This window comes from Pseudomonas aegrilactucae, assembly GCF_019168305.1.
In the GTDB taxonomy this organism is placed as follows: domain Bacteria; phylum Pseudomonadota; class Gammaproteobacteria; order Pseudomonadales; family Pseudomonadaceae; genus Aquipseudomonas; species Aquipseudomonas aegrilactucae.
In genome coordinates, this window is the sequence record NZ_JAHTBI010000006.1 from 1 (window position 1) to 25592 (window position 25592).

A 25592-nucleotide genomic window follows, 5' to 3' on the forward strand; every position below is an offset into this window, starting at 1 on the left:
AGCTGGCTTGCCAGCGAATCTCACATTCGCTAGAGATTTCCCCCCTTGGCCCACCCCGCCCAACGCCGCTGGTACCCCCTGGTCTTCACCGTCTGCGCGCTGGTGCTGCTGCCGCTGAGCGTACTGGTGCTGTCGTGGCAGAGCATCGACCTGCAGATCTGGTCGCACCTGCTCGACACGCAGATGAGCCGCCTGCTGGGCAATACCCTGACGCTGGTGCTGGGCGTAGGGGTGGGCGTCACCGTGCTTGGCGTCAGCCTGGCCTGGCTCACCAGCCTGTGCGAATTCCCGGGCCGGCGCTGGCTGGACTGGGCCTTGATGCTGCCCTTCGCCATCCCCGCCTACGTGCTGGCGTTTGTCTTCGTCGGCCTGCTGGACTTCTCCGGCCCGGTGCAGACCCTGTTGCGCGAGTGGTTCGGTCCGATGCGCCTGCCGCGGGTGCGCTCCACCGGCGGGGTGATCATCGTGCTGGTGCTGGTGTTCTACCCCTACGTCTACCTGCTCGCCCGCACCGCTTTCCTGGCCCAGGGCAAGGGCCTGATGGAAGCGGCGCGGGTGCTCGGCCAATCGCCGCTGCAAGCCTTCTGGCGCGTGGCGCTGCCAATGGCGCGCCCGGCCATCGGCGCCGGCGTGGCGCTGGCGCTGATGGAAACCCTGGCCGACTTCGGCGCGGTGGCCGTGTTCAACTTCGACACCTTCACCACCGCCATCTACAAGACCTGGTACGGCTTCTTCAGTCTCTCCAGCGCCGCGCAACTGGCCAGCCTGCTGTTGCTGGCGGTGATGCTGGTGCTGTATGGCGAGCGGCGTGCCCGTGGCGCGGTGCGCAGCAGCAACGAACGGCCTCGGGGCAAGGCGCTGTACCACCTGCGCGGGCTCAAGGCACTGGCCGCCAGCGGCTGGTGCCTGCTGGTGTTCGCCTGCGCCTTCGTGATCCCCATGCTGCAATTGCTGGTGTGGTGCTGGCAGCGCGGGCGCTTCGACCTCGACGAACGCTACGGCGCGCTGATCGTGCATACCCTGTACCTGGGCGCGATGGCCGCACTGATCACCGTGGCGGTGGCGCTGCTGCTGGCGTTCGCCCGCCGCCTGGCGCCGACGCGTGCCATCCGCGCGGGCGTCAGCCTGGCCAACCTGGGCTACGCCTTGCCCGGTTCGGTGCTGGCGGTGTCGATCATGCTGGCCTTCAGTTACCTCGACAATCAGTGGGTGGTACCGCTGTCGAACTGGCTTGGGGGCGCCGGCAAACCGCTGCTGATGGGCAGCCTGGCGGCATTGCTGCTGGCCTACCTGGTGCGCTTCATCGCGGTGGCCTACGGCCCGCTGGAAAACAGCCTGGGGCGCATCCGGCCGTCCTTGCCCGAAGCCTCGCGCAGCCTGGGGGTCAGTGGCCCGCGATTGTTTTTCAAGGTGTATCTCCCGTTGCTGGTCCCTGGTGCGCTGAGCGCCGCGTTGCTGGTGTTCGTCGACGTGCTCAAGGAAATGCCGGCCACCCTGCTGATGCGGCCGTTCGGCTGGGACACCCTGTCGGTGCGGGTCTTCGAGATGACCAGCGAAGGCGAGTGGGCGCGGGCTTCGCTGCCGGCGCTGACGCTGGTGCTGGTGGGGTTGTTGCCGGTCATCGGGTTGATTCGACGTTCTGCCCGCCGCCCCGGTCAGAGTCACTGAGGGTGTAAGGCTGCGCCCTTGCGGCTACAATGCGCGGCATTCGCTGCGGCAGGTTTGCAAGGGGGGCCAAATGCCCCCCGTCAGCCGCAGCTTCGCCACGCCCGGAAGGAGAAACCCATGGGACAGCGTACGCCTCTTTATGACCTGCACCTGGCGCTTGGTGCCAAGATGGTCGATTTTGGCGGTTGGGATATGCCCCTGCACTACGGCTCGCAGGTCGAGGAGCACCATCAGGTGCGCCGCGACTGCGGCGTGTTCGACGTATCGCACATGACCGTGATCGACATCGACGGCGCGCAGGCCACGCGCTGGCTGCGCTGGCTGCTGGCCAACGATGTCGCCAGCCTGGCCGAGGTCGGCAAGGCCCTCTACAGCACCCTGCTCAATGAGCAAGGTGGGGTGATCGACGACCTGCTGGTCTATCGCACCGACAGTGGTTACCGCCTGGTGGCCAACGCCGCCACCCGGGACAAGGACCTGGCCTGGCTGCAGGCTCGCGCCAGCGGCTTCGAGGTACAGGTGCGTGAGCGCCCCGAGCTGGCCATTTTTGCCGTGCAGGGCCCGCATGCGCGGGAAAAGGTGGCCGAACTGGTCACTGCGGCGCGTGCTGCGCTGATTCGCGAGCTCCAGCCGTTCGAAGGCCATGCCGAGGGTGACTGGTTTATCGCGCGCACCGGCTACACCGGTGAAGACGGCCTGGAAATCACCCTGCCGGCCGAACAGGCCCCGGCGTTCTTCAACGATCTGGTGGGCGCCGGTATCGCGCCCAGCGGCCTGGGTGCGCGCGACACCTTGCGCCTGGAAGCGGGCATGAACCTGTACGGCCAGGATATCGATGAAGCGCATTCGCCGCTGACCTCGAACCTGGCGCGCAACATTGCCTGGGAACCGGCCGATCGCGACTTCGTCGGGCGCCAGGCGCTGGAGGCCGAACAGGCCGCCGGCGTGCAGCTCAAACTGGTCGGCCTGGTGCTTGAGGAACGTGGCGTGCTACGTGCCCACCAGGTGGTGCGTATCGCACAAATTGGCGAAGGGGAGATCACCAGTGGTAGTTTCTCTCCTACGTTGAGCAAGGCCATCGCCCTGGCCCGCGTGCCAGTGGCCACCGCCGACCGCGCCGAGGTGGAAATCCGCGGCAAGTGGTACCCGGTGCGTGTGGTCAAGCCAACCTTCGTGCGCCATGGCAAGATCCTGATCTGAATTCATTCTGGCGGGCCGACCGCTGACCTGTTGAGGAAAACAATTATGAGCAATGTTCCCGCCGAACTGCGTTTTGCCGAAAGCCACGAGTGGGCCAGGCTGGAAGCTGACGGTACCATCACCGTCGGTATCAGCGACCATGCCCAGGAAGCCTTGGGCGATGTGGTGTTCGTCGAACTGGCCGACGTCGGCAAGGTGTTTGCCGCTGGCGATGCGGCCGGCGTGGTGGAATCGGTCAAGGCGGCTTCGGATATCTACGCCCCGGTAAGTGGTGAAGTGATCGCTGTCAACGAAGCGCTGAGCAACAGCCCCGAGTTACTGAACAGCGACCCGTATGGCAGCTGGATCTTCAAGCTCAAGCCAAGCGACAAGGCTGAGCTGGACAAGTTGCTGGACGCTGCCGGCTACAAGGCCGCCATCGGCGAGTAGTTTTTCCCGCACGAACGGCAATCCCTTCCTAGACTCAATAAGCCTCGACCCTCTCGAGGCTTGGTCTTGGAAGAGAGAGCCGCTATGTCCCAGTTGCCGTCCCTGAGCCAACTGCACGATGCCAATGCGTTCCTGCGTCGCCACCTCGGGCCCGATGCCGCCGAGCAGCAGGCGATGCTCCAGGCCTTGGGCCTGGCCACGCGCAGCGAACTGATCGAGCAGACCGTGCCGCCAGGCATTCGCCTGAATCGTCCTCTCGAGCTGCCGCCGGCCCTGGATGAACAGGCTGCGCTGGCCAGGCTGCGCGGCTACGCCGAGCAGAACCAGGTGTGGACCAGCCTGATCGGCATGGGCTACCACGCCACCCTGACGCCTGCGGTCATCCTGCGCAACGTGCTGGAGAACCCGGGCTGGTACACCGCCTACACGCCGTACCAGCCCGAAATCGCCCAGGGCCGCCTCGAAGCGCTGCTCAACTACCAGCAGATGGTCATCGACCTCACCGGGCTGGACCTGGCCAACGCCTCGCTGCTCGATGAAGCCACCGCTGCGGCCGAAGCCATGACCCTGGCCAGGCGCGTGGCCAAGTCGCGCAGCAATGCGTTCTTTGCCGATGAACATTGCCACCCGCAAACCCTTTCGGTGCTGCAGACCCGCGCCGAAGGCTTTGGCTACGAGTTGATCATCGATGCGGTGGAGAACCTCGGCCAGTACGCGGTGTTCGGGGCCTTGCTGCAATACCCCGATACCCACGGCGCAGTGCACGCGCTGCATGCGCCGATCCAGCAGTTGCATGACCAGCAGGCGGTGGCCTGCGTGGCGGCCGACCTGCTCAGCCTGGTGCTGCTGACGCCGCCCGGCGAGCAGGGCGCGGACGTGGTGCTGGGCTCGACCCAGCGCTTTGGCGTGCCGATGGGCTATGGCGGTCCGCATGCGGCGTACTTTGCCTGCCGCGACGACTTCAAGCGTGCCATGCCGGGGCGCATCATCGGGGTGTCCAGGGATGCGCGTGGCAACCTGGCCTTGCGCATGGCCCTGCAAACCCGCGAGCAGCATATCCGCCGTGAGAAGGCCAACTCCAACATCTGCACCGCGCAGGTGCTGCTGGCCAACATTGCCGGCTTCTACGCCGTCTACCACGGGCCTGAAGGCCTCAGGCGCATCGCCCAGCGCGTGCACCGGCTCACCACCATCCTGGCCGCCGGGTTGCAGGCCAAAGGGCTCATACGGCTCAACACACACTATTTCGATACCTTGACCCTGGAGGTTGGCGGCAGCCAGAGCGCAATCATCCAGAGCGCCGAGGCGGCGCAGGTCAACCTGCGCATCCTGGGCCGTGGCCAGTTGGGCGTAAGCCTGGATGAAACCTGTGACCAGGCCACCGTGCAGCGCCTGTTCGACATCTTCCTGGGCGCCGACCACGGCCTGGACGTGGCGCAACTCGACGCCCAGGACCTGCCGCCCGGGCTGCCCGAGGCGCTGTTGCGCCAGTCCGCGGTGCTCACCCACCCGGTGTTCAACCTGCACCACAGCGAAACCGAGATGCTGCGCTACCTCAAGCAGCTGGAGAACAAGGACCTGGCGCTCAACCAGTCGATGATCCCGCTGGGCTCCTGCACCATGAAGCTCAATGCCAGCAGCGAGATGATCCCCATCACCTGGCCAGGCTTGGCCAACCTGCACCCGTTCGCGCCGCTCACCCAGGCGCAGGGCTACAAGGCCATGATCGACGAACTGGAACAGTGGTTATGTGCGATCACCGGTTTCGATGCCATCTGCATGCAGCCCAACTCCGGCGCCCAGGGCGAATACGCGGGCTTGCTGGCGATCAGCAAGTACCACCGCAGCCGTCAGCAGGGCCAGCGCGATATCTGCCTGATCCCGGCCTCGGCCCATGGCACCAACCCGGCCTCGGCGCAGATGGCCGGCATGCAGGTGGTGATCGTCGAGTGCGATGCGGCCGGCAACGTCGACCTGGCCGACCTCAAGGCCAAGGCGCAGGCGGCAGGGGAGCGCCTGGCCTGCCTGATGGCAACCTATCCGTCGACCCATGGGGTGTACGAAGAAGGCATCAGCGAGATCTGTGAGGTTATCCACAGCCACGGCGGCCAGGTGTACATGGACGGTGCCAACCTCAACGCCCAGGTCGGGCTGGCACGCCCGGCCGACATCGGCGCCGACGTCTCGCACATGAACCTGCACAAGACCTTCTGCATCCCTCACGGTGGCGGCGGCCCGGGCATGGGCCCGATCGGTGTGCGTGCGCACCTGGCACCGTTCGTGGCCAGCCATCCGGTGATACCGGTGCCTGGGCCGGACCCGCAGAACACGGCCGTCAGTGCGGCGCCCTGGGGCAGCGCAAGCATCCTGCCGATCAGTTGGATGTACATCGCCATGATGGGGCCGCAACTGGCCGATGCCAGCGAGGTGGCAATCCTGTCGGCCAACTACCTGGCGCAGCAGCTGGGCGGCGCGTTCCCGGTGCTGTATCGCGGGCGCAACGGGCGGGTGGCGCATGAGTGCATTCTGGACGTGCGGCCGTTGAAGGCGTTGACCGGGATCAGCGAGGAGGATGTGGCCAAGCGTCTGATGGACTATGGGTTCCATGCCCCGACCATGTCGTTCCCGGTGCCGGGTACGCTGATGGTGGAGCCGACCGAGAGCGAGTCCAAGGCGGAACTGGATCGCTTCGTGGAGGCCATGCTGAAGATTCGTGCCGAGATCGGCGAGGTGCAGCACGGCAACTGGCCGGCCGAGGACAACCCGCTCAAGCGCGCGCCGCATACGCTGGCGGATGTGCTGGGGGTGTGGGAGCGGCCTTACTCGATCGAGCAGGGGGTTGCGCCGAGTGAGCATGCGCGATTGCACAAATACTGGCCGGCGGTGAACCGGGTGGACAATGTGTACGGGGACCGGAACCTGTTCTGTGCGTGTGTGCCGGTGGAAGATTATCGCTGAGGCCCACAGCCGCTTCGCTGGCAAGCCAGCTTCCACAGGGTTCTGCGGCGCACACAAAACCCTGTGGGAGCTGGCTTGCCAGCGAAGGGCTGCACAGCAGCCCAGGTGTTAATCAGTCACGGCATTCTGCGCCAGGATCGCGTTCGCCAGTTCCATGTCACTGGCCTGCAACCCCGGGTTCTCGCTGCGTACCTGCTGCATCGCTGCTTCCAGGTACGGCCCGCTGATCGCGCCTTCGCTGGCCACGTAGCTGCTGGCATCTTCCTGCGCCGCCACCACCAGCTTGTGGTCCTTGAACGTCAGGTAGGTGGAGCCGGTGGTGGCGCCCGACGAAATCACGTTACGCCAGAAACCGTCGGCCATGGCCGAACCAACCGGCAGGGACAGCAGCGCAAGGGTGGCGACAGCATACTTCAGACGCATGGGCAGGACTCCAATGGGGGGCAATATGCTGTGTTTGAGCACATTGCCCTGCACTAGTTCCCAGGCGCCTGCTGCACCGGCTCCACCTGCAGGATTGCGCCGTCCTGGCTCAGCACCACCACCTGGCGGCCCACCGGCAGGTCCGGCCCGCGCACCATCCACACGCCATCGCCGACCTTGATCTTGCCGCGCCCGCCAATGATGGCTTCGTGCACCACGAACGTGCGCCCGATCAGCTCCTGGCCACGCATGTTCAGGCCCGGCGCGTCGCTGGGGCTGGCGTTGCTGCGCTGGCGCCGCCACCAGAACACCGCGGTGAACACCGACAACAGGCCGAACAGCAGGAACTGCAGGGTCCACGGCAGCGCCGGGATCACGAAGGTGATCACCCCCACGCCCGCCGCCGCCACTCCGATCCACAGCAGATAGCCGCCAGCGCCGAACACTTCGAGTATCAGCAGCAACGTGCCCAGTGCCAGCCAGTCCCAGAAGGACAGGTGTTGCAGGTATTCCCACATGCTCAGCCCTTCTTGCTGTCGAAGGTGGCCCGCACGATCTCGCCGATACCGCCTACTGCACCGATCACCTGGCTGGCTTCCAGCGGCATCAGCACGACCTTGCTGTTGTTGGCCGAGGCAAGCTTGCCCAGTGCATCGACGTATTTCTGCGCGACGAAGTAGTTGATCGCCTGCACGTTGCCGTTGGCGATTGCTTCGGACACCACCTGGGTGGCGCGGGCTTCGGCCTCGGCCTGACGCTCACGTGCCTCGGATTCCAGGAACGCTGCCTGACGCTCGCCTTCGGCTTCGAGGATCTGCGCCTGCTTCTTGCCCTCGGCAGTGAGGATGGCGGCAGCCCGCAAGCCCTCGGCCTCGAGGATCTGGGCACGCTTGACCCGTTCGGCCTTCATCTGCCCGGACATGGCCGCCATCAGGTCGGCGGGTGGGCTGATGTCCTTGATCTCGATACGGGTGATCTTGATGCCCCACGGCGCGGTGGCTTCGTCGACGGTGCGCAGCAGGCGTTCGTTGATCGCATCACGCTGGCTGAGCATGGCGTCCAGCTCCATCGAGCCGAGCACGGTACGGATGTTGGTCTGCAGCAGGTTGCGCGTGGCGTGCTCGAGGTTGTTGACCTCGTAGGCGGCCTGCGCGGTGTTGACCACCTGGAAGAAGCACACCGCGTCGATCTGCACCGTGGCGTTGTCGGCGGTGATGACTTCCTGCGGCGGGATGTCCAGCACGCTTTCCATCATGTTGATCTTGCGCCCGATGCGGTCCATCACCGGGACGATGATGTTGAGCCCTGGCTTGAGTGTGGTGGTGTAGCGGCCAAAGCGCTCCACTGTCCATTGAAAGCCCTGGGGTACCACCTTGAAGCCCATGAACACGAGGGCCAGGGCCAGGCCGACGAACAACAGCATTACCATCCCGATTTGCATGACATTTCCTTGGTCAGCAGTGAGTCGAAGTGCGCAAGCTTGGCATGTCGACGGCCCGTCAGGCCAGCGTCCGATGATTTCATTTCATGCAGTAACGCGAATCACTTCTGCCAGTGTGGTCAGCCCGTCGGCGATCTTTTGTGCGCCATTCAGACGCAGGCTGCGCAACCCTTCGGCCTGTGCCTGCTGGCGCACGCGGGCCAGGTCCAGGCGGTCGTCGAGCTGCTCGCGCAGTGTCGGGCTGACCAGCAGCAGTTCGAACAGGCCGATGCGGCCACGATAACCGGTGTGTCGGCAGTCACGGCAGCCGCCAGCCGTACACGCGCCTGCGGGCACTGCGCGGTCGGGGTCGAGGCTGTGCCAGTCTGGCGCGCTGGGCGCCTGCGGCACTTTGCACGCGGGGCACAAGGTGCGCACCAGGCGCTGGGCCATTACCCCGTTCAGGGTAGCCCGGATCAGGTACGGTGCAATGCCCAGCTCCAGCAGGCGCCCGAGTGCGCCGCACGCATCGTTGGTGTGCAGGGTCGACAGCACCAGGTGCCCGGTCAGCGCCGCCTGCACCGCCACCTGCGCGGTATCGGCGTCACGGATCTCGCCGATCATGATGATGTCCGGGTCCTGGCGCAGCAGGGCGCGCACACCATTGGCAAAGCCCAGGTCGATACCCGGCTGAACCTGCATCTGGTTGAACGCCGGCTCGAGCATTTCGATCGGGTCTTCCAGGGTGCACAGGTTGACCTGTGGCGTGGCCAGCTGCTTGAGGGTGGCGTACAGGGTGCTGGTCTTGCCCGAGCCGGTCGGCCCGGTGACCAGGATGATGCCGTGGGGCTGGCGCAGCAGCGCCTCCCAGCGCGTCAGTTCGGCGCCGTCCAGGCCCAGCTGGGCAAAGTCCTGTTGCAGCAGGTGCGGGTCGAAGATGCGCAGCACCAGTTTTTCGCCAAACGCGGTAGGCAGGGTGGCCAGGCGCAGCTCCACTTCGTTGCCGGCCGCCGAGCGGGTCTTGATGCGGCCATCCTGCGGGCGGCGTTTTTCCGCGACATTCATGCGCCCCAGGCTCTTGAGCCGGCTGACCACGGCCAGGGTCACCGCCGGCGGGAACTGGTAGGCCAGGTGCAGCACGCCGTCGATACGCAGGCGCAACTGGCCCTCGGTGCGCCGGGGTTCGAGGTGGATGTCGCTGGCGCGCTGCTCGAAGGCGTACTGCAGCAGCCAGTCGACGATGCTGACGATATGCGCATCGTTGGCGTCGCTGGCGGTGCCCATCTCGAGCAGTTGTTCAAGGTTGGCGTGGTGCGCGGCGGGTGCGGCCAACTGGCTGGCACCACTGACCGAATGGGCCAGGCGAAACAGCGTCAGGCTCAGCTCGCGCAGCTGGACGGGGCTGGCCAGCACCCGCCGCACCGTGCGCTGCAGGATCTGCCCCAGGTCGGCCTCCCAGGCGCGCACATAGGGTTGGGCGCTGGCCACGGTGATGCTGTGCGCATCCACCGCGATGGCCAGAATCTCGTGGCGCCGCGCAAACGCGGCCGACATCAGCCCGGTCAGGCGGGCGGCCTGCAAGGCCAGCGGGTCGAGACGCACATACGGCTGGCCGGCCTGTTGCGCCAGCCACTCGCCCAGGGTGTCCAGGTCCAGTACCTGCCGGGGCGCTGCAGGTCATCCAGGCGGCGTCTGGCAATGCGCTCCAGCGGGTGGGCAGGCTCATCGGCGCCCAGCGGCCAGGTGCGGGCACAGGCAGGGCTGATGCGCTGCTGTGCGCACAGGGCGCCGAGCAGCGTGTCGAGGTCGAGCCAGCGGTCGGGCGGTAGGGCAGGCATGGCGGCTCCTCGGGAGCGGTAGCGGGCCTGCCAAGGCTAGTTGTCGTTTGACGACATGTTTTGTCGCAAGGGTTGCCGGATCTTTCCGCCTCAAAGCGCCCGGCGCAACTCGCCGTGTTCGGCGGCGCGCAGTTCGAGGCTGACCTGGGTGACGCAGATCAGGTTGCGCATTTTCTGTGCAATCAGCTCTGCGCGGTGCCAACTCAGCCCGCCCACCCCCAGCTCGATGTCCAGCAGGTCGTCATGCTGCTGCATGTGCAGGTGATGCGGCACCAGGAACTGCAGGGCGAACAGGTTGAGGATGCGGCACAGGCTGTCCGGCTCGGCCTCCACCTGCAGGCGGTAGCACACGTCGCTGTGCAGCGCGTTGGCGGCCCACACATCAGTGCGCAGCGGGGTGACGGGGCTGTCCAGCCGTTCGTGGGCGCTCATGGAATGTCTCCGAATTCGATGCCGGAATTTTTACATCTTCAAGGAGGCATTTCTTCTCTATGATCAGCCTGTCTGCAGCTTTATCGAATTGATCAATTCACGATGTACGCCTGATGGGGATAAATCATGCAAAGCCAACTGGACGCCTACGACCGGCGCATCCTGGCCCTGCTGCAGGAGGACGCGTCGCTGTCCAGCGCGCAGGTCGCCGAGCGCGTGGGGCTGTCGCAGTCGCCGTGCTGGCGGCGCATTCAGCGGCTCAAGGAGGAGGGGGTGATTCGCGGCCAGGTGACCCTGCTCGATCGCAAGAAGATCGGCCTGAACACGCAGATCTTTGCCGAGGTCAAACTCAACGCTCACGGGCGGACCAACTTCGCCGAATTCACCGAGGCGATCCGCGAGTTTCCCGAGGTGCTGGAGTGCTACGTGCTGATGGGCGCAGTGGATTTCCTGCTGCGCATCGTCACCCCGGACATCGAAGCCTACGAACGGTTCTTCTTCGAAAAGCTGTCGATGGTGCCGGGGATCCAGGAGGTCAACTCGATCGTGGCCTTGTCCGAGATCAAGTCCACGACGAGTTTGCCGGTGTAGCCCTTACTTGCGCAGCAGGTGCTTCCAGCCACGGCTCTGGAACACTGCCATGGCCTGGTGCACACGGGCGTCGAGGACGTCGTCGCCGATCGGCAGGTTGGCCAGCTCGTGCAGCTTGTTCAGTTCACCGAACAGGCGGTCCAGGTCGGGGCTTTCCAGCACCTGGCGGGCGTGGTGCAGCCAGGCCAGCAGGCGCTCGATGCGCGGCAGCTGTTCGGCCAGATCTTCGGGCTGGCGATGGTACAGCGGCAGTTGCAGCGCGTTGGCCTCGTCCGACAGCAGTACCTTCAGCCAGTTGCCCAGCTGTGCAGCGCCCTGACGGTCGCCGCGCTTGTTGCGCTCCACGGCCCAGCCGCGGGCCAGCAACCAGCGCGAGGTGTCCAGCGAGAACTGGCCCCAGCGGGTGTCGAGCAGCTCTTCGGCGAATTGCTCGGGGGCGGCGCGCCGCACGTCTTCGTCGTCGTTGCCAGCCAGTACCAGCGGGCGCCAGTCTTCGAGCAAGGCGTCAAGGCTGGCGCGCAGGGCGCTGGTGGTCGGGCGCGGCGCGGCCTGGCCCAGGCTGCTGAGCAGGGCACGCAGTTCGGCCAGGCACTCGACCCAGTCCTGCAGCAGGCGCCAGTGGCCGTTGAAGCGGTACTGTTCGGCCAGGCGCTGGCTGGCGCCCAGCAGTTGCCAGGCCAGGGCGGCGAAGGCGTCGTCCAGGGTCATTTCGGCGTTCAGCTCGGTGGCCGGCGGCAGGCTCAGCGCGTAGCTGGCCGGGTCGAGCAGGCGGTAGCCACGTTCGGCCTTGCTGATATCGCACGGGAACACGGGCAGGCTTGCCGCGAGTTCCGCGGCCAGCTCCAGCAGTGCGGCCGGGTCGCCTTCACGCAGTTCCAGTTCCAGCTCGCAGATCTCTTCCTTCTGCTTGCCGGCCACCACGGTACCCAGGTCCAGTGCCGCTTCGATCACGACCTTGGCTTTGCCACGGCCCCAGGCAATTTCGGCGTACTCGCGGGTGAAGTCGGTGCTGAACAGCGCCTTGATGGTCTTTTTGTCCAGCTCGGCGAGCTCGGCCGGCCACACGGTCTCGTCCAGCTTCTTCAGGTCGAGCTTGGCCTTGGGCAGCTCCCACTCGTGTTCGTTGCGCACCGACAGCCCGGCAGTGCTCTGGCCGCGACTCTTGAGGGTCTGGATCACGACGTCGCCATCGCGGCGCAGGCGCAGGGCCACCTTGGCGGCCGCCAGGTCGCGCTCGGGGGTGTCGAAGTACTGGTTGAGCAAGTCGCGCTGCTGCCAGCCGGATTTGTTGCGCTTCTTCAGCAATGGGTGTTCGCGCAGGGCGGCGAGGGTCTCGCGGCTGACCCGCAGTTTGAGTTCGGTTTCTGTGTTCATTGCTGGCAGGCTCGATGACTGGGTGCGTCTTGGCCGTGCAGTGTACAGGACTCGACCGCCGACGGTTTATTCCAGGTGCCCGATGGCCCTATGATGGGCCTCGTACCGAGGAGAATGCGCATGCCGTTGCCGCCGCTCAAAGACCAGTTTGCCGCCCTGATCGCCGCCCCGTCGGTCAGTTGTACCCAGCCCAGCCTGGACCAGTCCAACCGTGCGGTGATCGACCTGCTGGCCGGCTGGCTGGGGGACCTTGGCTTCGACTGCGAGCTGCAGGAGATCACCCCGGGCAAGTTCAACCTGCTCGCCAGCTTCGGCAGCGGTCCCGGCGGCCTGGTACTGGCCGGTCACAGCGACACCGTGCCGTACGACCCGCAACTGTGGCAGACCGACCCGCTCAAGCTCACCGAAGTCGATGGGCGCTGGGTGGGCCTGGGCAGCTGCGACATGAAGGGTTTCTTCGCGCTGGTGATCGAAGCGGTGCGCCCGCTGCTCGACCAGCCGTTCAAGCAACCGCTGCTGATCCTGGCCACGTGCGACGAGGAAAGCTCGATGTCCGGCGCCCGTGCGTTGGCCGAGGCCGGTCGCCCGCTGGGCCGTGCGGCGGTGATCGGCGAGCCGACCGGGCTACGCCCGATCCGCCTGCACAAGGGCGTGATGATGGAGCGCATCGACATCCTCGGGCGCAGCGGCCACTCCTCCGACCCGAGCCTGGGCCACAGTGCCGCCGAAGCGATGCATGCGGTGATGGGCGAACTGATGGGGCTGCGCCAGCAATGGCAGCGTGAGTACAACAATACGCAGTTCAGCGTGCCGCAGCCGACCCTGAACTTCGGCTGCCTCCATGGTGGCGACAACCCCAACCGCATCTGTGGCCAGTGCGCGCTGGAGTTCGACTTGCGCCCGCTGCCAGGCATGGACCCCGACGTGCTGCGCGCGGCGATCCGTAGCAAGCTGTTGCCATTGGCCGAGCAGCACCAGGTAAAAATCGACTATGCGCCGCTGTTCCCCGAAGTGCCGCCGTTCGAGCAGCAGGCCGACGCTGAACTGGTGCGGGTGGCCGAGCGTCTTACCGGGCACACCGCCGAGGCGGTGGCCTTTGGCACCGAGGCGCCTTACCTTCAGCGCCTGGGTTGCGAGACCCTGGTGCTGGGCCCGGGCGATATTGCCTGTGCCCACCAGCCGGGCGAATACCTCGAAATGTCACGCCTGGAGCCTACTGTGCGTCTATTGCGTGAATTGATCGGGCATTATTGCCTCGAATCGGTAATTGCCCGGTGAGTCCAACCGTTTTCAACCCAGGGAGAATGCGCGTGACGCCAGACCTGTTGCGACGATAACCCTTCGAGCGCTGTGTGTTTTTCCGTTCTTGTCCTCTTTTCTACAGGCTCTGGTTATGCCCGAATACGTCAATTGGCTGCGTCATGCTTCGCCCTACATCAATGCCCACCGCGACTGCACCTTCGTGGTCATGTTGCCCGGTGACGGGGTCGATCACCCCAACTTCGGCAACATCGTCCACGACCTGGTGCTGCTGCACAGCCTGGGCGTGCGTCTGGTGCTGGTACACGGTTCGCGCCCGCAGATCGAAAGCCGCCTGGCTGCCCGTGGCCTGAGCGCGCACTACCACCATGGCCTGCGCATCACCGATGCGGCCACCCTGGAGTGCGTGATCGACGCGGTCGGGCACCTGCGCATCGCCATCGAGGCGCGCCTGTCAATGGACATGGCCGCCTCGCCCATGCAGGGCTCGCGCCTGCGCGTGGCGGCCGGCAACCTGGTGACGGCACGGCCGATCGGCGTGCTCGAAGGCGTCGACTACCACCACACCGGCGAAGTGCGCCGGGTCGACCGCAAGGGTATCAATCGCCTGCTCGACGAGCGCTCCATCGTGCTGCTGTCGCCGCTGGGCTATTCGCCGACCGGCGAGATCTTCAACCTGGCCTGCGAAGACGTCGCCACCCGTGCGGCCATCGAGCTGGGGGCCGACAAGCTGCTGCTGTTCGGTGCCGAACGCGGCCTGCTGGACGAGAGCGGCAAGCTGGTGCGCGAGCTGCGTCCGCAGCAGGTGCCGGCGCACATGCAGCGCCTGGGTGCCGACTATCAGGGCGAGCTGCTGGATGCGGCCGCCGAGGCCTGCCGTGGCGGCGTGGCGCGCAGCCATATCGTCAGCTATGCCGAAGACGGTGCGTTGCTCACCGAGCTGTTCACCCGTGACGGTGGCGGTACGCTGGTGGCGCAGGAGCAGTTCGAGAAAGTGCGCGAGGCGGCGATCGAAGACGTTGGCGGCTTGCTGGACTTGATCAGCCCGCTGGAAGAACAGGGCATCCTGGTGCGCCGTTCACGCGAGGTGCTGGAGCGCGAGATCGAGCAGTTCAGTGTGGTCGAACGCGAGGGGATGATCATCGCCTGTGCGGCGCTGTACCCGATTGCCGAGTCGGAGGCGGGGGAGCTGGCGTGCCTGGCGGTGAACCCGGAATACCGCCATGGCGGGCGCGGTGACGAGTTGCTGGAGCGGATCGAGACGCGCGCGCGGGAGATGGGCCTGAAGACCTTGTTCGTGCTGACGACGCGTACGGCACACTGGTTCCGCGAGCGCGGGTTTGTGCCCAGTGGGGTGGAGCGGCTGCCGGCGGCGCGGGCGTCGCTGTACAACTTCCAGCGTAATTCGAAGATCTTCGAAAAGGCACTGTAAAGCCTGGGCTGCTTTGCAGCCCTTCGCTGGCAAGCCAGCTCCCACAGGGTTATGCGGTGCACATAAAACCCTGTGGGAGCTGGCTTGCCAGCGAAGAGGCCGTCAAACCTTACACGGTATGCAGGTACCAGTTGTACTCAAGGTCGGAGATGGAGTGTTCGAACTCCTCCAGCTCACTCTCCTTGCACGCCACGAAGATATCGATGTACTTCGGATCGATGTACTTGGCCATGATTTCGCTGTCATCCAGCTCGCGCAGCGCATCGCGCAAGTTGTTCGGCAGGCTCTGCTCGTTCTGCTCGTAGGAGTTGCCCACCATCGGCGCGCCTGGCTCGACCTGGTTGGTCAAACCGTGGTGCACGCCGGCCAGTACCGCTGCCAGCAGCAGGTACGGGTTGGCGTCGGCACCCGCCACGCGGTGCTCCAGGCGTACCGCGTCGGGCGTGCCGGTCGGTACGCGCAAGGCCACGGTTCGGTTGTCCAGGCCCCAGGTCGGGGAGTTGGGCACGTAGAACTGGGCACCAAAACGGCGGTACGAGTTGACGTTCGGGCACAGGAACGCCATCGATGCCGGCAGGGTCTCGAGCACACCGCCGATCGCGTGACGCAATGCGGCGTTCTGCTCGGGATCCTCGCTGGTAAAGATGTTCTTGCCATCCTTGTCCAGCACCGAAATATGCACGTGCAGACCATTGCCCGCCTGGCCCGGGTACGGCTTGGCCATGAAGGTGGTGTCCATCTCATGGTCGTAGGCGATGTTCTTGATCAGGCGCTTGAGCAGCACCGCGTAGTCGCACGCCTTCAGCGGGTCGGCCACGTGGTGCAGGTTCACTTCGAACTGCGCCGGGGCACTTTCCTTGACGATGGCGTCGGCCGGGATGCCTTGCTCCTTGGCGCCTTCCAGAATGTCCTGGAGGCAATCGACGTATTCGTCGAGGTCGTCGATCAGGTACACCTGGGTGGAGATCGGACGCTTGCCTGAAATCGGTGAGCGCGGCGGCTGCGGACGGCCGTTCACGTTCTCCTGGTCGATCAGGTAGAACTCCAGCTCGAAGGCGGCGCAGATGGTCAGGCCCAGGTCGTCGAACTTGCTCACGACCTGGCGCAGCACTTCACGCGGGTCGGCGAAGAACGGCTCGCCTTCGAGTTCGTGCATGGTCATCAGCAACTGCGCGGTCGGGCGCTTCTGCCAGGGCTCGTTGCAAAGGGTATCGGGGATCGGATAGCAGATGCGGTCGGCATCGCCGATGTCCAGGCCAAGGCCCGTGCTTTCGACGGTCGAACCGTTGATGTCCAGGGCGAAGAGGGAGGCCGGCAGGTTGATGCCTTTCTCGTAAACCTTGTGCAGGCTCGTGCGTTCGATGCGCTTGCCACGCACCACACCATTCATATCTGCAATCAGAAGGTCAACGTAGAGAACCTCAGGATGTTCCTTAAGGAACGCGTTCGCTTCGTTAAGCTGAACGGCACGCGGGGGTACCGACATGATGCAACACCTTTGTTGTTAAAAATATCAATCAATGGGGGCTTGCAGGTTCAGTCAACGCGAAAGCCTTGCCGAAGTCAAGCCAGCCCCATCATGCCCTAAAACGGCGCTCAAGCGGCATTTTTGCTGCAATTGAGGGCGTCAGCAAGGCCTGCTTTGGTCGTGCAGCAGCGATCTTGAGCGGGGCGTGTTCTATTTTTTACGGGGGTGTTGTGTAAAAAAATGAACAGCGCTAAGCTCGGTCGCAACCCATAACAGCAATAATACCGGGGGTTACATGTCTCGCCTGCCGACAACCGGCATCACCGGCCGCACCGCGCGTATCGGTTTGCACGCCTGCCACGCCCAGGGCAAAAACCGCGTGGCGGTGTGCCGCGACCTGGCCGCAATAATTGACGGCCTGGGCCATCTGCCCGGGGGCGCACCCTCATTTGTCATCGACTGCCATCACTATAGCGGGCTCCTCGCCCTTGCGGGCAAGACCCGATGCGCCAGCCCCGTGCCAGGTGCTTTGCTTTAGCGTCGTGCGCCATCCAGAATGATCAGGACAGCCCAGCTTGGGCGTCCTGACGACAGTCCAGACATTTGCCTCCTGAGGTATTTATGAGTAACAACCTCGACCAGCTCACCGATTGGTTGAAAGAGCACAAGATCACCGAAGTCGAGTGTCTGATCAGCGACCTCACCGGGATCACGCGCGGCAAGATCTCCCCAACCAACAAGTTCATCGCCGAAAAAGGCATGCGTCTGCCCGAGAGCGTGCTGCTGCAGACCGTGACCGGCGACTACGTCGACGATGACATCTATTACGAGCTGCTCGACCCTGCCGACATCGACATGATCTGCCGCCCCGACGAGAACGCGGTGTTCCTCGTGCCGTGGGCCATAGAGCCTACCGCGCAGGTGATCCACGACACCTACGACAAGCAGGGCAACCCGGTCGAACTGTCGCCGCGCAACGTGCTCAAGAAAGTGCTCAAGCTATACGCCGAAAAGGGCTGGCAGCCGATCGTGGCGCCGGAGATGGAGTTCTACCTGACCAAGCGCTGCGAAGACCCGGACTTCCCGCTGCAGCCGCCGATCGGCCGCTCCGGGCGCCCGGAAACCGGTCGCCAGTCGTTCTCCATCGAAGCGGCCAACGAATTCGACCCGCTGTTCGAGGATGTCTATGACTGGTGCGAGCTGCAGAACCTGGACCTGGACACGCTGATCCACGAAGACGGCACCGCGCAGATGGAGATCAACTTCCGTCATGGCAACGCGCTGTCGCTGGCCGACCAGATCCTGGTGTTCAAACGCACCATGCGCGAGGCCGCCCTCAAGCACAACGTGGCCGCCACCTTCATGGCCAAGCCCATGACCGGCGAGCCGGGCAGTGCGATGCACCTGCACCAGAGCATCATCGACGTGCACACCGGCAAGAACATCTTCTCCAATGAAGACGGCAGCATGAGCCAGTTGTTCCTGCACCACGTGGGGGGGCTGCAGAAGTTCATCCCGTCGGTGTTGCCGCTGTTTGCGCCCAACGTCAACTCGTTCCGTCGTTTCCTGCCCGACACCTCGGCGCCGGTGAACGTGGAATGGGGCGAAGAGAACCGTACCGTGGGCCTGCGCGTTCCGGATGCCGGCCCGCAGAACCGTCGTGTCGAGAATCGCCTGCCCGGTGCCGATGCCAACCCGTACCTGGCCATCGCCGCCAGCCTGCTGTGCGGCTATATCGGCATGGTCGAGGGCATCGACCCGAGCGCCCCGGTCAAGGGCCGTGGTTACGAGCGACGCAACCTGCGCCTGCCACTGACCATCGAGGACGCCCTGGAGCGCATGGAAAACTGCAGCGCACTGGAGCCCTACCTGGGCAAGAAATTCATTGCCGGCTACGTCGCGACCAAACGCGCCGAGCATGAAAACTTCAAGCGCGTGATCAGCTCCTGGGAACGCGAGTTCCTGCTGTTCGCGGTCTGATAAACCCCGGGGCCGCAGGAGCGCGGCCGTCAGTCATCGGAGAAGCACATGAGCGTCAACAACCCGCAAACCCGCGAGTGGCAAGCCCTGAGCCGTGATCATCACCTGGCCCCGTTCAGTGACTATAAGCAGCTGAAGGAAAAAGGCCCGCGCATCATCACCAAGGCCAAGGGCGTGCACCTGTGGGACAGCGAGGGCAACAAGATCCTCGATGGCATGGCGGGGCTGTGGTGTGTGGCGATCGGCTACGGGCGTGACGAACTGGTCGAGGCCGCCGCCGCGCAGATGCGTGAGCTGCCTTACTACAACCTGTTCTTCCAGACCGCGCACCCGCCGGCACTGGAACTGGCCAAGGCAATCTGCGAGGTGGCCCCGGCGGGCATGAGCCATGTGTTCTTCACCGGCTCCGGCTCCGAGGGCAACGACACCAACCTGCGCATGGTCCGCCATTACTGGGCGCTCAAGGGCAAGCCGCACAAGCAGGTGATCATCGGCCGTATCAACGGTTATCACGGTTCCACCGTGGCCGGCGCGGCCCTGGGCGGCATGAGCGGCATGCATGAGCAGGGCGGAACACTGCCTGGCATCGTGCACATCCCGCAGCCGTACTGGTTCGGCGAAGGCGGCGACATGGCCCCGGACGAGTTCGGCGTATGGGCTGCCGAGCAGTTGGAAAAGAAAATCCTCGAGGTTGGCGAAGACAACGTTGCCGCCTTCATCGCCGAGCCGATCCAGGGCGCTGGCGGGGTGATCATCCCGCCGGAAACCTACTGGCCGAAGATCAAGGAAATCCTCGCCAGGTACGAGATTCTGTTCATTGCCGACGAAGTGATCTGTGGCTTCGGTCGCACCGGCCAGTGGTTCGGTTGCGATTATTACGACCTCAAGCCCGACCTGATGACCATCGCCAAGGGCCTGACCTCCGGTTATATCCCCATGGGCGGCGTGATCGTGCGTGACGAAGTGGCGGCGGTGATCAGCCAGGGCGGCGACTTCAATCATGGTTTCACCTATTCGGGCCATCCGGTAGCCGCAGCGGTGGGCCTGGAAAACCTGCGCATCCTGCGCGATGAAAAGATCATCGAGCGTGTTCACACGGAAACGGCACCCTATTTGCAGAAACGTCTGCGCGAGTTAAACGATCACCCGCTGGTGGGCGAGGTACGCGGCCTGGGCATGCTCGGCGCGATCGAGCTGGTCAAGGACAAGGCGACCCGCACCCGTTACGAAGGCAAGGGCGTGGGCATGATCTGCCGCCAGTTCTGCTTCGACAACGGGCTGATCATGCGCGCCGTGGGCGACACCATGATCATTGCACCGCCACTGGTAATCAGCCGTGAAGAGATCGACGAACTGCTGGACAAGGCGCGCAAATGCCTGGACCTGACCCTGGAGGCACTGCAGTAACCAGGTGCTAGGCTGAGCGTTGGGGAGTGGCAATCCGGGCGGCGCGTGTGTTGAAAGAGCGCAGCGGATCTTGCCAGACTAGCGACTGTTTCAGTCGCCCAGCGCTTGCGCCGCACGAGTCGGTCGCTGAACAGACGGTTTCATATAAAATTCTGGAGCATGACGCATGAAAAAAATGGGCAAGACGCTGTTGGCCGCGACCCTGGCCGGGTTGATGGCAGGTGCGGTTCAGGCGGATGACAAGGTGCTGCACGTCTACAACTGGTCCGACTACATTGCACCGGACACCATCGCCAAATTCGAGAAGCAGTCGGGCATCAAGGTCGTGTACGACGTGTTCGACAGCAACGAAACCCTGGAAGCCAAGTTGCTGGCCGGCAAGTCGGGCTACGACGTGGTGGTGCCGTCGAACAACTTCCTGGCCAAGCAGATCAAGGCCGGCGTCTATCAGGAACTGGACAAGTCCAAGCTGCCTAACTGGAAGAACCTCGACCAAGACCTGCTCAAGGCTGTTGGCGACGCCAGCGACCAGGGCAACAAGCACGCCTTCCCGTACATGTGGGGCTCCATCGGTATCGGCTACAACCCGGAGAAGGTCAAGGCCGCGCTGGGCGTCGACAAGATCGACTCGTGGGACGTGGTGTTCAAGCCTGAGAACATTGCCAAGCTCAAGAGCTGCGGCGTGAGCTTCCTCGATGCGCCGACCGAGATGATTCCGGCCGCCTTGCACTACCTGGGCAAGCCGACCGACAGCAAGGACAAGGCCGAGCTGAAGGCCGACCTGAAGGCTGCCGAGGACCTGTTCCTGAGCATCCGCCCATCGGTGGCGTACTTCCATTCCTCCAAGTACATCTCGGACCTGGCCAACGGCAACATCTGCGTGGCCGTGGGTTACTCGGGTGACCTGGAGCAGTCCAAGGCCCGCGCCCACGAGGCCGGTGACAAGGTCAAGCTGGCCTACAGCATTCCGAAGGAAGGTGCCGGTACCTTCTACGACATGGTCGCGATTCCCAAGGACGCCACCAACGTCGACGCGGCCTACCAGTTCATGAACTTCCTGATGCAGCCGGAAATCATGGCCGAGATCACCAACGCCGTGCGCTTCCCGAACGGCAACAAGGCAGCGACTGCCCTGGTGGACAAGGACATTTCCGGCGATCCGAGCATCTACCCGTCGGATGCGGTGAAGGCCAAGCTGTACGCCATCAGTGACCTGGACGCCGCTACCCTGCGCCTGATCACCCGCAGCTGGACCAAGATCAAATCGGGCAAGTAAATCCGGTTGTTCCCGTCAGGCACTGAATAAAAGTGCCTGAACGGGGCTTTCAGGCAAATTCTTTTTGCCGGATGGGTGTATCGAAGGTAAGTTGCGCGCCGGTTTGCCGGTACCGCAGGCGTTTCTGCCGTACGACTCGGGCACTTTTTGCAGAGGACCTCCCACTTGTCTACTTCAATTTTTCGCAAGGCCGTCATGGCTGGAGCGGGCCTGACGCTGGCGTTCAGCGTCCAAGCGGCGCCCACGGTGCACATTTACAACTGGTCGGACTACATCGGCCAGACCACCCTCGCGGACTTCGAAAAGGCAACCGGGATCAAACCCGTGCAGGACGTCTTCGATTCCAACGAAACCCTGGAAGCCAGGCTGCTGGCCGGTCGTACCGGCTATGACGTGGTGGTGCCGTCCAACCATTTCCTGGGCAAGCAGATCAAGGCGGGCGCGTTCCAGAAGCTCGACAAGTCGCTGCTGCCCAATTATTCGAACCTGGACCCGGCGCTGATGAAGCGCCTGGAAAAGAACGACCCGGGCAACCAGTACGCGGTCCCCTACCTGTGGGGCACCAATGGCATCGGCTACAACGTCGAGAAGGTCAAGGCCGCGCTGGGTGTCGACACGATCGACTCCTGGGCCGTGCTGTTCGAGCCAGAAAACATCAAGAAGCTCTCCACGTGCGGCGTCGCGTTCCTCGACTCGGCAGACGAGATGCTCCCGGCGGTGCTCAACTACATGGGGCGCGACCCCAACAGCACCGACCCCAAGGACTACGCCGACGCCGAGAATAGGCTGCTGGCGGTGCGTCCTTACATCACCTACTTCCACTCCTCCAAGTACATCTCGGACCTGGCCAACGGTGACATCTGCGTGGCTGCCGGTTTTTCCGGCGATATCTTCCAGGCCAAGTCGCGCGCCGAAGAGGCCGGCAAGGGCGTGGAACTCGCGTACGTGATCCCCAAGGAAGGCGGCAACCTCTGGTTCGACATGCTGGCGATCCCCAAGGACGCCAAGAATGGCAAAGAGGCCCACGCCTTCATCAACTACCTGCTCAAGCCTGAGGTGATTGCCCAGGTCAGCGATTACGTCGGTTACGCCAACCCGAACCCCAAGGCTGGCGAACTCATGGACCAGAGCGTGCGAACCGACGCAGCGGTTTACCCACCGCAAGAGGTGCTGGACAAGCTGTACGTCAATTCCGAGTTACCGCCCAAGATACAACGCTTGATGACCCGCAGCTGGACCAAGGTCAAGTCGGGCAAGTAACCATTCAGGGCCCGCCACGGCAGGGGCGGGCACCAAAATCTTGTTGGGAGTTTCACACATGGCCGTTGCCTCCGGTGCCTATAAGAAAGCCCTCGAGGGCGACCAGCAACCTAAGACGGTGCTGGTCAAGATCGACCGGGTTACAAAGAAGTTCGACGAAACCGTAGCCGTGGACGATGTGTCCCTGGAGATCAAGAAGGGCGAGATCTTCGCGCTGCTCGGTGGCTCCGGCTCCGGCAAGTCCACCTTGCTGCGCATGCTCGCCGGGTTCGAGCGTCCTACCGAAGGGCGAATCTTCCTGGACGGTGTGGACATCACCGACATGCCGCCCTACGAGCGGCCGATCAACATGATGTTCCAGTCCTATGCCTTGTTCCCGCACATGAGCGTGGCGGACAACATTGCCTTCGGCCTGAAGCAGGACAGGATGACCAAGGACGAGATCCAGGCCCGCGTCGACGAGATGCTCAAGCTGGTGCACATGACCCAGTACGCCAAGCGCAAGCCGCACCAGTTGTCGGGTGGTCAGCGTCAGCGTGTGGCCCTGGCCCGTTCGCTGGCCAAGCGTCCCAAGCTGCTGTTGCTCGACGAGCCGATGGGCGCACTGGACAAGAAGCTGCGTTCGCAGATGCAACTGGAGCTGGTACAGATCATCGAGCGCGTGGGCGTGACCTGCGTGATGGTGACCCACGACCAGGAAGAGGCCATGACCATGGCCCAGCGCATCGCCATCATGCACCTGGGCTGGATCGCCCAGATCGGCAGCCCGATCGACGTTTATGAAACCCCCACCAGCCGCCTGGTGTGCGAGTTCATCGGCAACGTCAACCTGTTCGACGGTGAAGTGGTCGACGACGCCGAAGGCCACGCGCTGATCGCAAGCCCGGAGCTTGAGCGCAAGATCTACATCGGCCATGGCGTGACCACTTCGGTGGAAGACAAGCGCATCACCTACGCGCTGCGCCCCGAAAAACTGCTGGTGACCACCGAGCAACCGGGCTTCGAGTTCAACTGGTCCCGTGGCAAGGTCCACGACATCGCTTACCTGGGTGGTCACTCGGTGTTCTACGTCGAATTGCCCAGCGGCAAGATCGTGCAGTCGTTCGTTGCCAACGCCGAGCGCCAGGGCACCCGTCCTACCTGGGACGATGAAGTGTTCGTGTGGTGGGAAGACGACAGCGGCGTGGTCCTGCGGTCATGAAAGTGCGCAAGCTCAAGCGAGCGATCAACCGGTTGATACCCGAGGGCCGCCACCTGGTGATCGGCGTCCCGTTCATCTGGCTGTTCCTGTTCTTCATGCTGCCGTTCTTCATCGTGCTGAAGATCAGCTTTGCCGAAGCCGACGTGGCCATCCCGCCGTATACCGAGATCTACACCTACCTCGAAGGCAAGGTGCAGCTGGTGCTCAACCTGGCCAACTACGGCCTGCTGAGCGAAGACGAGCTGTACATTTCCGCGTACCTGGGCTCGTTGAAGATGGCCCTGATCAGCACCGTGCTGTGCCTGCTGATCGGCTTTCCGATGGCCTATGCCATCGCCAATGCGCGCAAGGACATGCAGACCGTACTGCTGCTGCTGATCATGATGCCGACCTGGACGGCGATCCTGATCCGCGTGTATGCCTGGATGGGCATCCTCAGCAACAACGGGCTGCTCAATGCCTTCCTGATGTGGCTGGGGCTGATCGATCAGCCGCTGCAGATCCTCAACACCAACCTGGCGGTGTACATCGGCGTGGTCTATTCGTACCTGCCGTTCATGATCCTGCCGCTCTACGCGAACCTGGTCAAACACGACCAGAGCCTGCTTGAAGCCGCGTCGGACCTGGGGTCGAGCACCTTCAACAGCTTCTGGAAGATCACCGTGCCGCTGGCCAAGAACGGCATCGTGGCCGGCTGCATGCTGGTGTTCATCCCGGTGGTGGGCGAGTTCGTCATCCCCGAGCTGCTGGGCGGCCCGGAAACCCTGATGATCGGTAAAGTGCTGTGGCAGGAATTCTTCAACAACCGCGACTGGCCGGTGGCGTCTGCCCTGGCGGTGGTGATGCTGGCGATCCTGATCGTGCCGATCCTGCTGTTCAACCGCAGTCAGGCCAAAGAGATGGAGGGCAGGGCATGAAGCGTTTCAGTTTCTCCAAACTGATGTTGGTGTTGGGCCTGGTGTTCATCTACCTGCCCATGCTGATCCTGGTGATCTACTCGTTCAACGCCTCCAAGCTGGTGACGGTGTGGGGCGGCTGGTCGGTGAAGTGGTACGTCGGCCTGCTCGACAACAGCCAACTGATGGGCTCGGTGATGCGCTCGCTGGAGATTGCCTGCTACACCGCGATTGCGGCAGTGGCGCTGGGCACCCTGGCAGCCTTCGTGCTGACCCGCGTGACCCGCTTCAAGGGGCGCACGCTGTTCGGTGGCCTGGTTACCGCGCCGCTGGTGATGCCCGAGGTGATCACCGGCCTGTCGCTGTTGCTGCTGTTCGTGGCCATGGCGCAGATGATCGGCTGGCCGCAGGAGCGCGGCATCGTCACCATCTGGATCGCCCACACCACGTTCTGCGCGGCCTATGTGGCGGTGGTGGTGTCGGCGCGTCTGCGCGAGCTGGACCTGTCCATCGAAGAGGCCGCCATGGACCTGGGGGCGCGGCCGTGGAAGGTGTTCTTCCTGATCACCATCCCGATGATCGCGCCGTCGCTGGCGGCGGGCGGCATGATGTCGTTCGCGCTGTCGCTGGATGACCTGGTGCTGGCCAGCTTCGTGTCGGGGCCGGGTTCGACCACCTTGCCGATGGAAGTGTTCTCGGCGGTGCGCCTGGGTGTGAAGCCGGAGATCAATGCGGTGGCCAGCCTGATCCTGCTGAGCGTGTCGCTGGTGACGTTCATGGTGTGGTACTTCAGCCGCCGTGCCGAAGAGCGCCGCAAGCGTGCGATCCAGCAGGCCATCGAAGAAAGCGCGGCCGATTCGTGGAAGCAGCCGGACGTGCGCCGCGCGACCGCAGCGCAGGTCTCGGCCTGACCTGACGGCCCCTTCGCTGGCAAGCCAGCTCCCACAGGGTTTTGTGTGCAGCGCAAAACCTGTGGGAGCTGGCTTGCTAGCGAAGCCGTCAGTTGACCAGTTGCAGGCGCGGTTTGGGAAACAGGTTGTCGAGGGTCTCGAGCAGGCGCACGTGGTAGATCGGCTTGC

At 64.0% G+C, this 25592-nt stretch carries 20 protein-coding genes and 2 pseudogenes; 14 read left to right on the forward strand and 8 right to left on the reverse strand.

Annotated features, from left to right (window positions below; all coding sequences use genetic code 11):
• Window positions 1–45: 45 nt before the first annotated feature.
• The 4 genes from KUO17_RS01790 (at window position 46) to gcvP (ending at window position 6255) form a co-directional block, all read left to right on the forward strand.
• Window positions 46–1668 carry an ABC transporter permease gene (locus KUO17_RS01790; RefSeq protein ID WP_217973336.1) on the forward strand — a complete coding sequence of 541 codons (1623 nt, stop codon included), beginning with the start codon at window positions 46–48 and terminating at the stop codon, window positions 1666–1668.
• 117 nt (window positions 1669–1785) lie between these two features.
• Window positions 1786–2868 (forward strand): glycine cleavage system aminomethyltransferase GcvT, encoded by a 1083-nt coding sequence (gcvT, locus tag KUO17_RS01795; RefSeq protein ID WP_217973337.1) that lies wholly within the window; start codon window positions 1786–1788, stop codon window positions 2866–2868.
• 45 nt (window positions 2869–2913) lie between these two features.
• Window positions 2914–3297 (forward strand): glycine cleavage system protein GcvH, encoded by a 384-nt coding sequence (gcvH, locus tag KUO17_RS01800; protein ID WP_217973338.1) that lies wholly within the window; start codon window positions 2914–2916, stop codon window positions 3295–3297.
• Between the two features lie 84 nt (window positions 3298–3381).
• Window positions 3382–6255, forward strand: coding sequence for an aminomethyl-transferring glycine dehydrogenase (gcvP, locus tag KUO17_RS01805; RefSeq protein WP_217973339.1), 2874 nt, complete (start codon window positions 3382–3384; stop codon window positions 6253–6255).
• A gap of 108 nt (window positions 6256–6363) precedes the next feature.
• Here the strand turns inward: gcvP and KUO17_RS01810 are convergent, their stop codons facing one another.
• From KUO17_RS01810 to KUO17_RS01830, 5 genes and pseudogenes are all read right to left on the reverse strand, one after another.
• Window positions 6364–6678, reverse strand: coding sequence for a DUF2388 domain-containing protein (locus KUO17_RS01810; RefSeq protein WP_217973340.1), 315 nt, complete (start codon window positions 6676–6678; stop codon window positions 6364–6366).
• A 53-nt stretch (window positions 6679–6731) separates the two neighbouring features.
• The gene (locus tag KUO17_RS01815) at window positions 6732–7196 is read right to left on the reverse strand and encodes an NfeD family protein (protein WP_217973341.1); all 465 of its coding nucleotides are present in this window, start codon (window positions 7194–7196) and stop codon (window positions 6732–6734) included.
• Window positions 7197–7198: 2 nt separating this feature from the next.
• Window positions 7199–8119 (reverse strand): SPFH domain-containing protein, encoded by a 921-nt coding sequence (locus KUO17_RS01820; RefSeq protein WP_163950782.1) that lies wholly within the window; start codon window positions 8117–8119, stop codon window positions 7199–7201.
• Window positions 8120–8203: 84 nt separating this feature from the next.
• A pseudogene (locus tag KUO17_RS01825) lies at window positions 8204–9936 on the reverse strand (GspE/PulE family protein).
• 90 nt (window positions 9937–10026) lie between these two features.
• The gene (locus KUO17_RS01830) at window positions 10027–10368 is read right to left on the reverse strand and encodes a hypothetical protein (RefSeq protein WP_217973342.1); all 342 of its coding nucleotides are present in this window, start codon (window positions 10366–10368) and stop codon (window positions 10027–10029) included.
• Between the two features lie 126 nt (window positions 10369–10494).
• On the opposite strand from KUO17_RS01830, the gene KUO17_RS01835 reads away from it, so the two are divergent.
• Window positions 10495–10959 (forward strand): Lrp/AsnC family transcriptional regulator, encoded by a 465-nt coding sequence (locus KUO17_RS01835; RefSeq protein WP_217973343.1) that lies wholly within the window; start codon window positions 10495–10497, stop codon window positions 10957–10959.
• Between the two features lie 3 nt (window positions 10960–10962).
• Here the strand turns inward: KUO17_RS01835 and KUO17_RS01840 are convergent, their stop codons facing one another.
• Window positions 10963–12333 (reverse strand): CYTH domain-containing protein, encoded by a 1371-nt coding sequence (locus KUO17_RS01840; protein WP_217973344.1) that lies wholly within the window; start codon window positions 12331–12333, stop codon window positions 10963–10965.
• A 120-nt stretch (window positions 12334–12453) separates the two neighbouring features.
• Here KUO17_RS01840 and argE point away from each other — a divergent pair, with 120 nt between their 5' ends.
• On the forward strand, window positions 12454–13611 hold the full coding sequence (gene argE, locus KUO17_RS01845) for an acetylornithine deacetylase (protein WP_217973345.1): 1158 nt from the start codon (window positions 12454–12456) through the stop codon (window positions 13609–13611).
• Between the two features lie 115 nt (window positions 13612–13726).
• A complete protein-coding gene (gene argA, locus KUO17_RS01850; protein ID WP_217973346.1) occupies window positions 13727–15025 on the forward strand; it encodes an amino-acid N-acetyltransferase in 1299 nt (432 codons plus the stop codon).
• Between the two features lie 109 nt (window positions 15026–15134).
• Here the strand turns inward: argA and KUO17_RS01855 are convergent, their stop codons facing one another.
• The gene (locus KUO17_RS01855; RefSeq protein WP_217973347.1) at window positions 15135–16511 is read right to left on the reverse strand and encodes a glutamine synthetase family protein; all 1377 of its coding nucleotides are present in this window, start codon (window positions 16509–16511) and stop codon (window positions 15135–15137) included.
• A gap of 603 nt (window positions 16512–17114) precedes the next feature.
• On the opposite strand from KUO17_RS01855, the gene KUO17_RS01860 reads away from it, so the two are divergent.
• The 7 genes from KUO17_RS01860 to KUO17_RS01890 all read left to right on the forward strand — a co-directional run bounded on the left by KUO17_RS01860 (window position 17115) and on the right by KUO17_RS01890 (window position 25424).
• On the forward strand, window positions 17115–18473 hold the full coding sequence (locus KUO17_RS01860) for a glutamine synthetase family protein (protein WP_217973348.1): 1359 nt from the start codon (window positions 17115–17117) through the stop codon (window positions 18471–18473).
• Window positions 18474–18521: 48 nt separating this feature from the next.
• Window positions 18522–19880, forward strand: a complete 1359-nt coding sequence (locus KUO17_RS01865; RefSeq protein WP_217973349.1) for an aspartate aminotransferase family protein — start codon at window positions 18522–18524, stop codon at window positions 19878–19880.
• A 166-nt stretch (window positions 19881–20046) separates the two neighbouring features.
• Complete coding sequence (locus KUO17_RS01870) at window positions 20047–21156, forward strand: polyamine ABC transporter substrate-binding protein (RefSeq protein ID WP_217973350.1); 1110 nt, start codon at window positions 20047–20049, stop codon at window positions 21154–21156.
• 165 nt (window positions 21157–21321) lie between these two features.
• A complete protein-coding gene (locus KUO17_RS01875; RefSeq protein ID WP_217973351.1) occupies window positions 21322–22416 on the forward strand; it encodes a polyamine ABC transporter substrate-binding protein in 1095 nt (364 codons plus the stop codon).
• Between the two features lie 58 nt (window positions 22417–22474).
• Complete coding sequence (locus KUO17_RS01880; protein ID WP_217973352.1) at window positions 22475–23617, forward strand: ABC transporter ATP-binding protein; 1143 nt, start codon at window positions 22475–22477, stop codon at window positions 23615–23617.
• A gap of 35 nt (window positions 23618–23652) precedes the next feature.
• Complete coding sequence (locus KUO17_RS01885; protein ID WP_217973354.1) at window positions 23653–24534, forward strand: ABC transporter permease subunit; 882 nt, start codon at window positions 23653–23655, stop codon at window positions 24532–24534.
• Window positions 24531–25424, forward strand: coding sequence for an ABC transporter permease subunit (locus KUO17_RS01890; protein ID WP_217973353.1), 894 nt, complete (start codon window positions 24531–24533; stop codon window positions 25422–25424). The genes KUO17_RS01885 and KUO17_RS01890 overlap by 4 nt, the downstream gene beginning before the upstream one ends.
• 88 nt (window positions 25425–25512) lie before the next feature.
• On the opposite strand, the pseudogene KUO17_RS26490 reads toward KUO17_RS01890, so the two are convergent.
• A pseudogene (locus KUO17_RS26490) lies at window positions 25513–25592 on the reverse strand (response regulator); the annotation flags it as partial.

What these genes read in the sequence shown, in the direction of transcription:
- gcvT (WP_217973337.1), top strand. Translation starts at nt 1,786, where the DNA reads ATGGGACAGCGTACGCCTCTTTATGACCTGCACCTGGCGCTTGGTGCC.
- gcvH (WP_217973338.1), top strand. Translation starts at nt 2,914, where the DNA reads ATGAGCAATGTTCCCGCCGAACTGCGTTTTGCCGAAAGCCACGAGTGG.
- gcvP (WP_217973339.1), top strand. Translation starts at nt 3,382, where the DNA reads ATGTCCCAGTTGCCGTCCCTGAGCCAACTGCACGATGCCAATGCGTTC.
- KUO17_RS01810 (WP_217973340.1), bottom strand. Translation starts at nt 6,678, where the DNA reads ATGCGTCTGAAGTATGCTGTCGCCACCCTTGCGCTGCTGTCCCTGCCG.
- KUO17_RS01815 (WP_217973341.1), bottom strand. Translation starts at nt 7,196, where the DNA reads ATGTGGGAATACCTGCAACACCTGTCCTTCTGGGACTGGCTGGCACTG.
- KUO17_RS01820 (WP_163950782.1), bottom strand. Translation starts at nt 8,119, where the DNA reads ATGCAAATCGGGATGGTAATGCTGTTGTTCGTCGGCCTGGCCCTGGCC.
- KUO17_RS01830 (WP_217973342.1), bottom strand. Translation starts at nt 10,368, where the DNA reads ATGAGCGCCCACGAACGGCTGGACAGCCCCGTCACCCCGCTGCGCACT.
- KUO17_RS01835 (WP_217973343.1), top strand. Translation starts at nt 10,495, where the DNA reads ATGCAAAGCCAACTGGACGCCTACGACCGGCGCATCCTGGCCCTGCTG.
- KUO17_RS01840 (WP_217973344.1), bottom strand. Translation starts at nt 12,333, where the DNA reads ATGAACACAGAAACCGAACTCAAACTGCGGGTCAGCCGCGAGACCCTC.
- argE (WP_217973345.1), top strand. Translation starts at nt 12,454, where the DNA reads ATGCCGTTGCCGCCGCTCAAAGACCAGTTTGCCGCCCTGATCGCCGCC.
- argA (WP_217973346.1), top strand. Translation starts at nt 13,727, where the DNA reads ATGCCCGAATACGTCAATTGGCTGCGTCATGCTTCGCCCTACATCAAT.
- KUO17_RS01855 (WP_217973347.1), bottom strand. Translation starts at nt 16,511, where the DNA reads ATGTCGGTACCCCCGCGTGCCGTTCAGCTTAACGAAGCGAACGCGTTC.
- KUO17_RS01860 (WP_217973348.1), top strand. Translation starts at nt 17,115, where the DNA reads ATGAGTAACAACCTCGACCAGCTCACCGATTGGTTGAAAGAGCACAAG.
- KUO17_RS01865 (WP_217973349.1), top strand. Translation starts at nt 18,522, where the DNA reads ATGAGCGTCAACAACCCGCAAACCCGCGAGTGGCAAGCCCTGAGCCGT.
- KUO17_RS01870 (WP_217973350.1), top strand. Translation starts at nt 20,047, where the DNA reads ATGAAAAAAATGGGCAAGACGCTGTTGGCCGCGACCCTGGCCGGGTTG.
- KUO17_RS01880 (WP_217973352.1), top strand. Translation starts at nt 22,475, where the DNA reads ATGGCCGTTGCCTCCGGTGCCTATAAGAAAGCCCTCGAGGGCGACCAG.
- KUO17_RS01890 (WP_217973353.1), top strand. Translation starts at nt 24,531, where the DNA reads ATGAAGCGTTTCAGTTTCTCCAAACTGATGTTGGTGTTGGGCCTGGTG.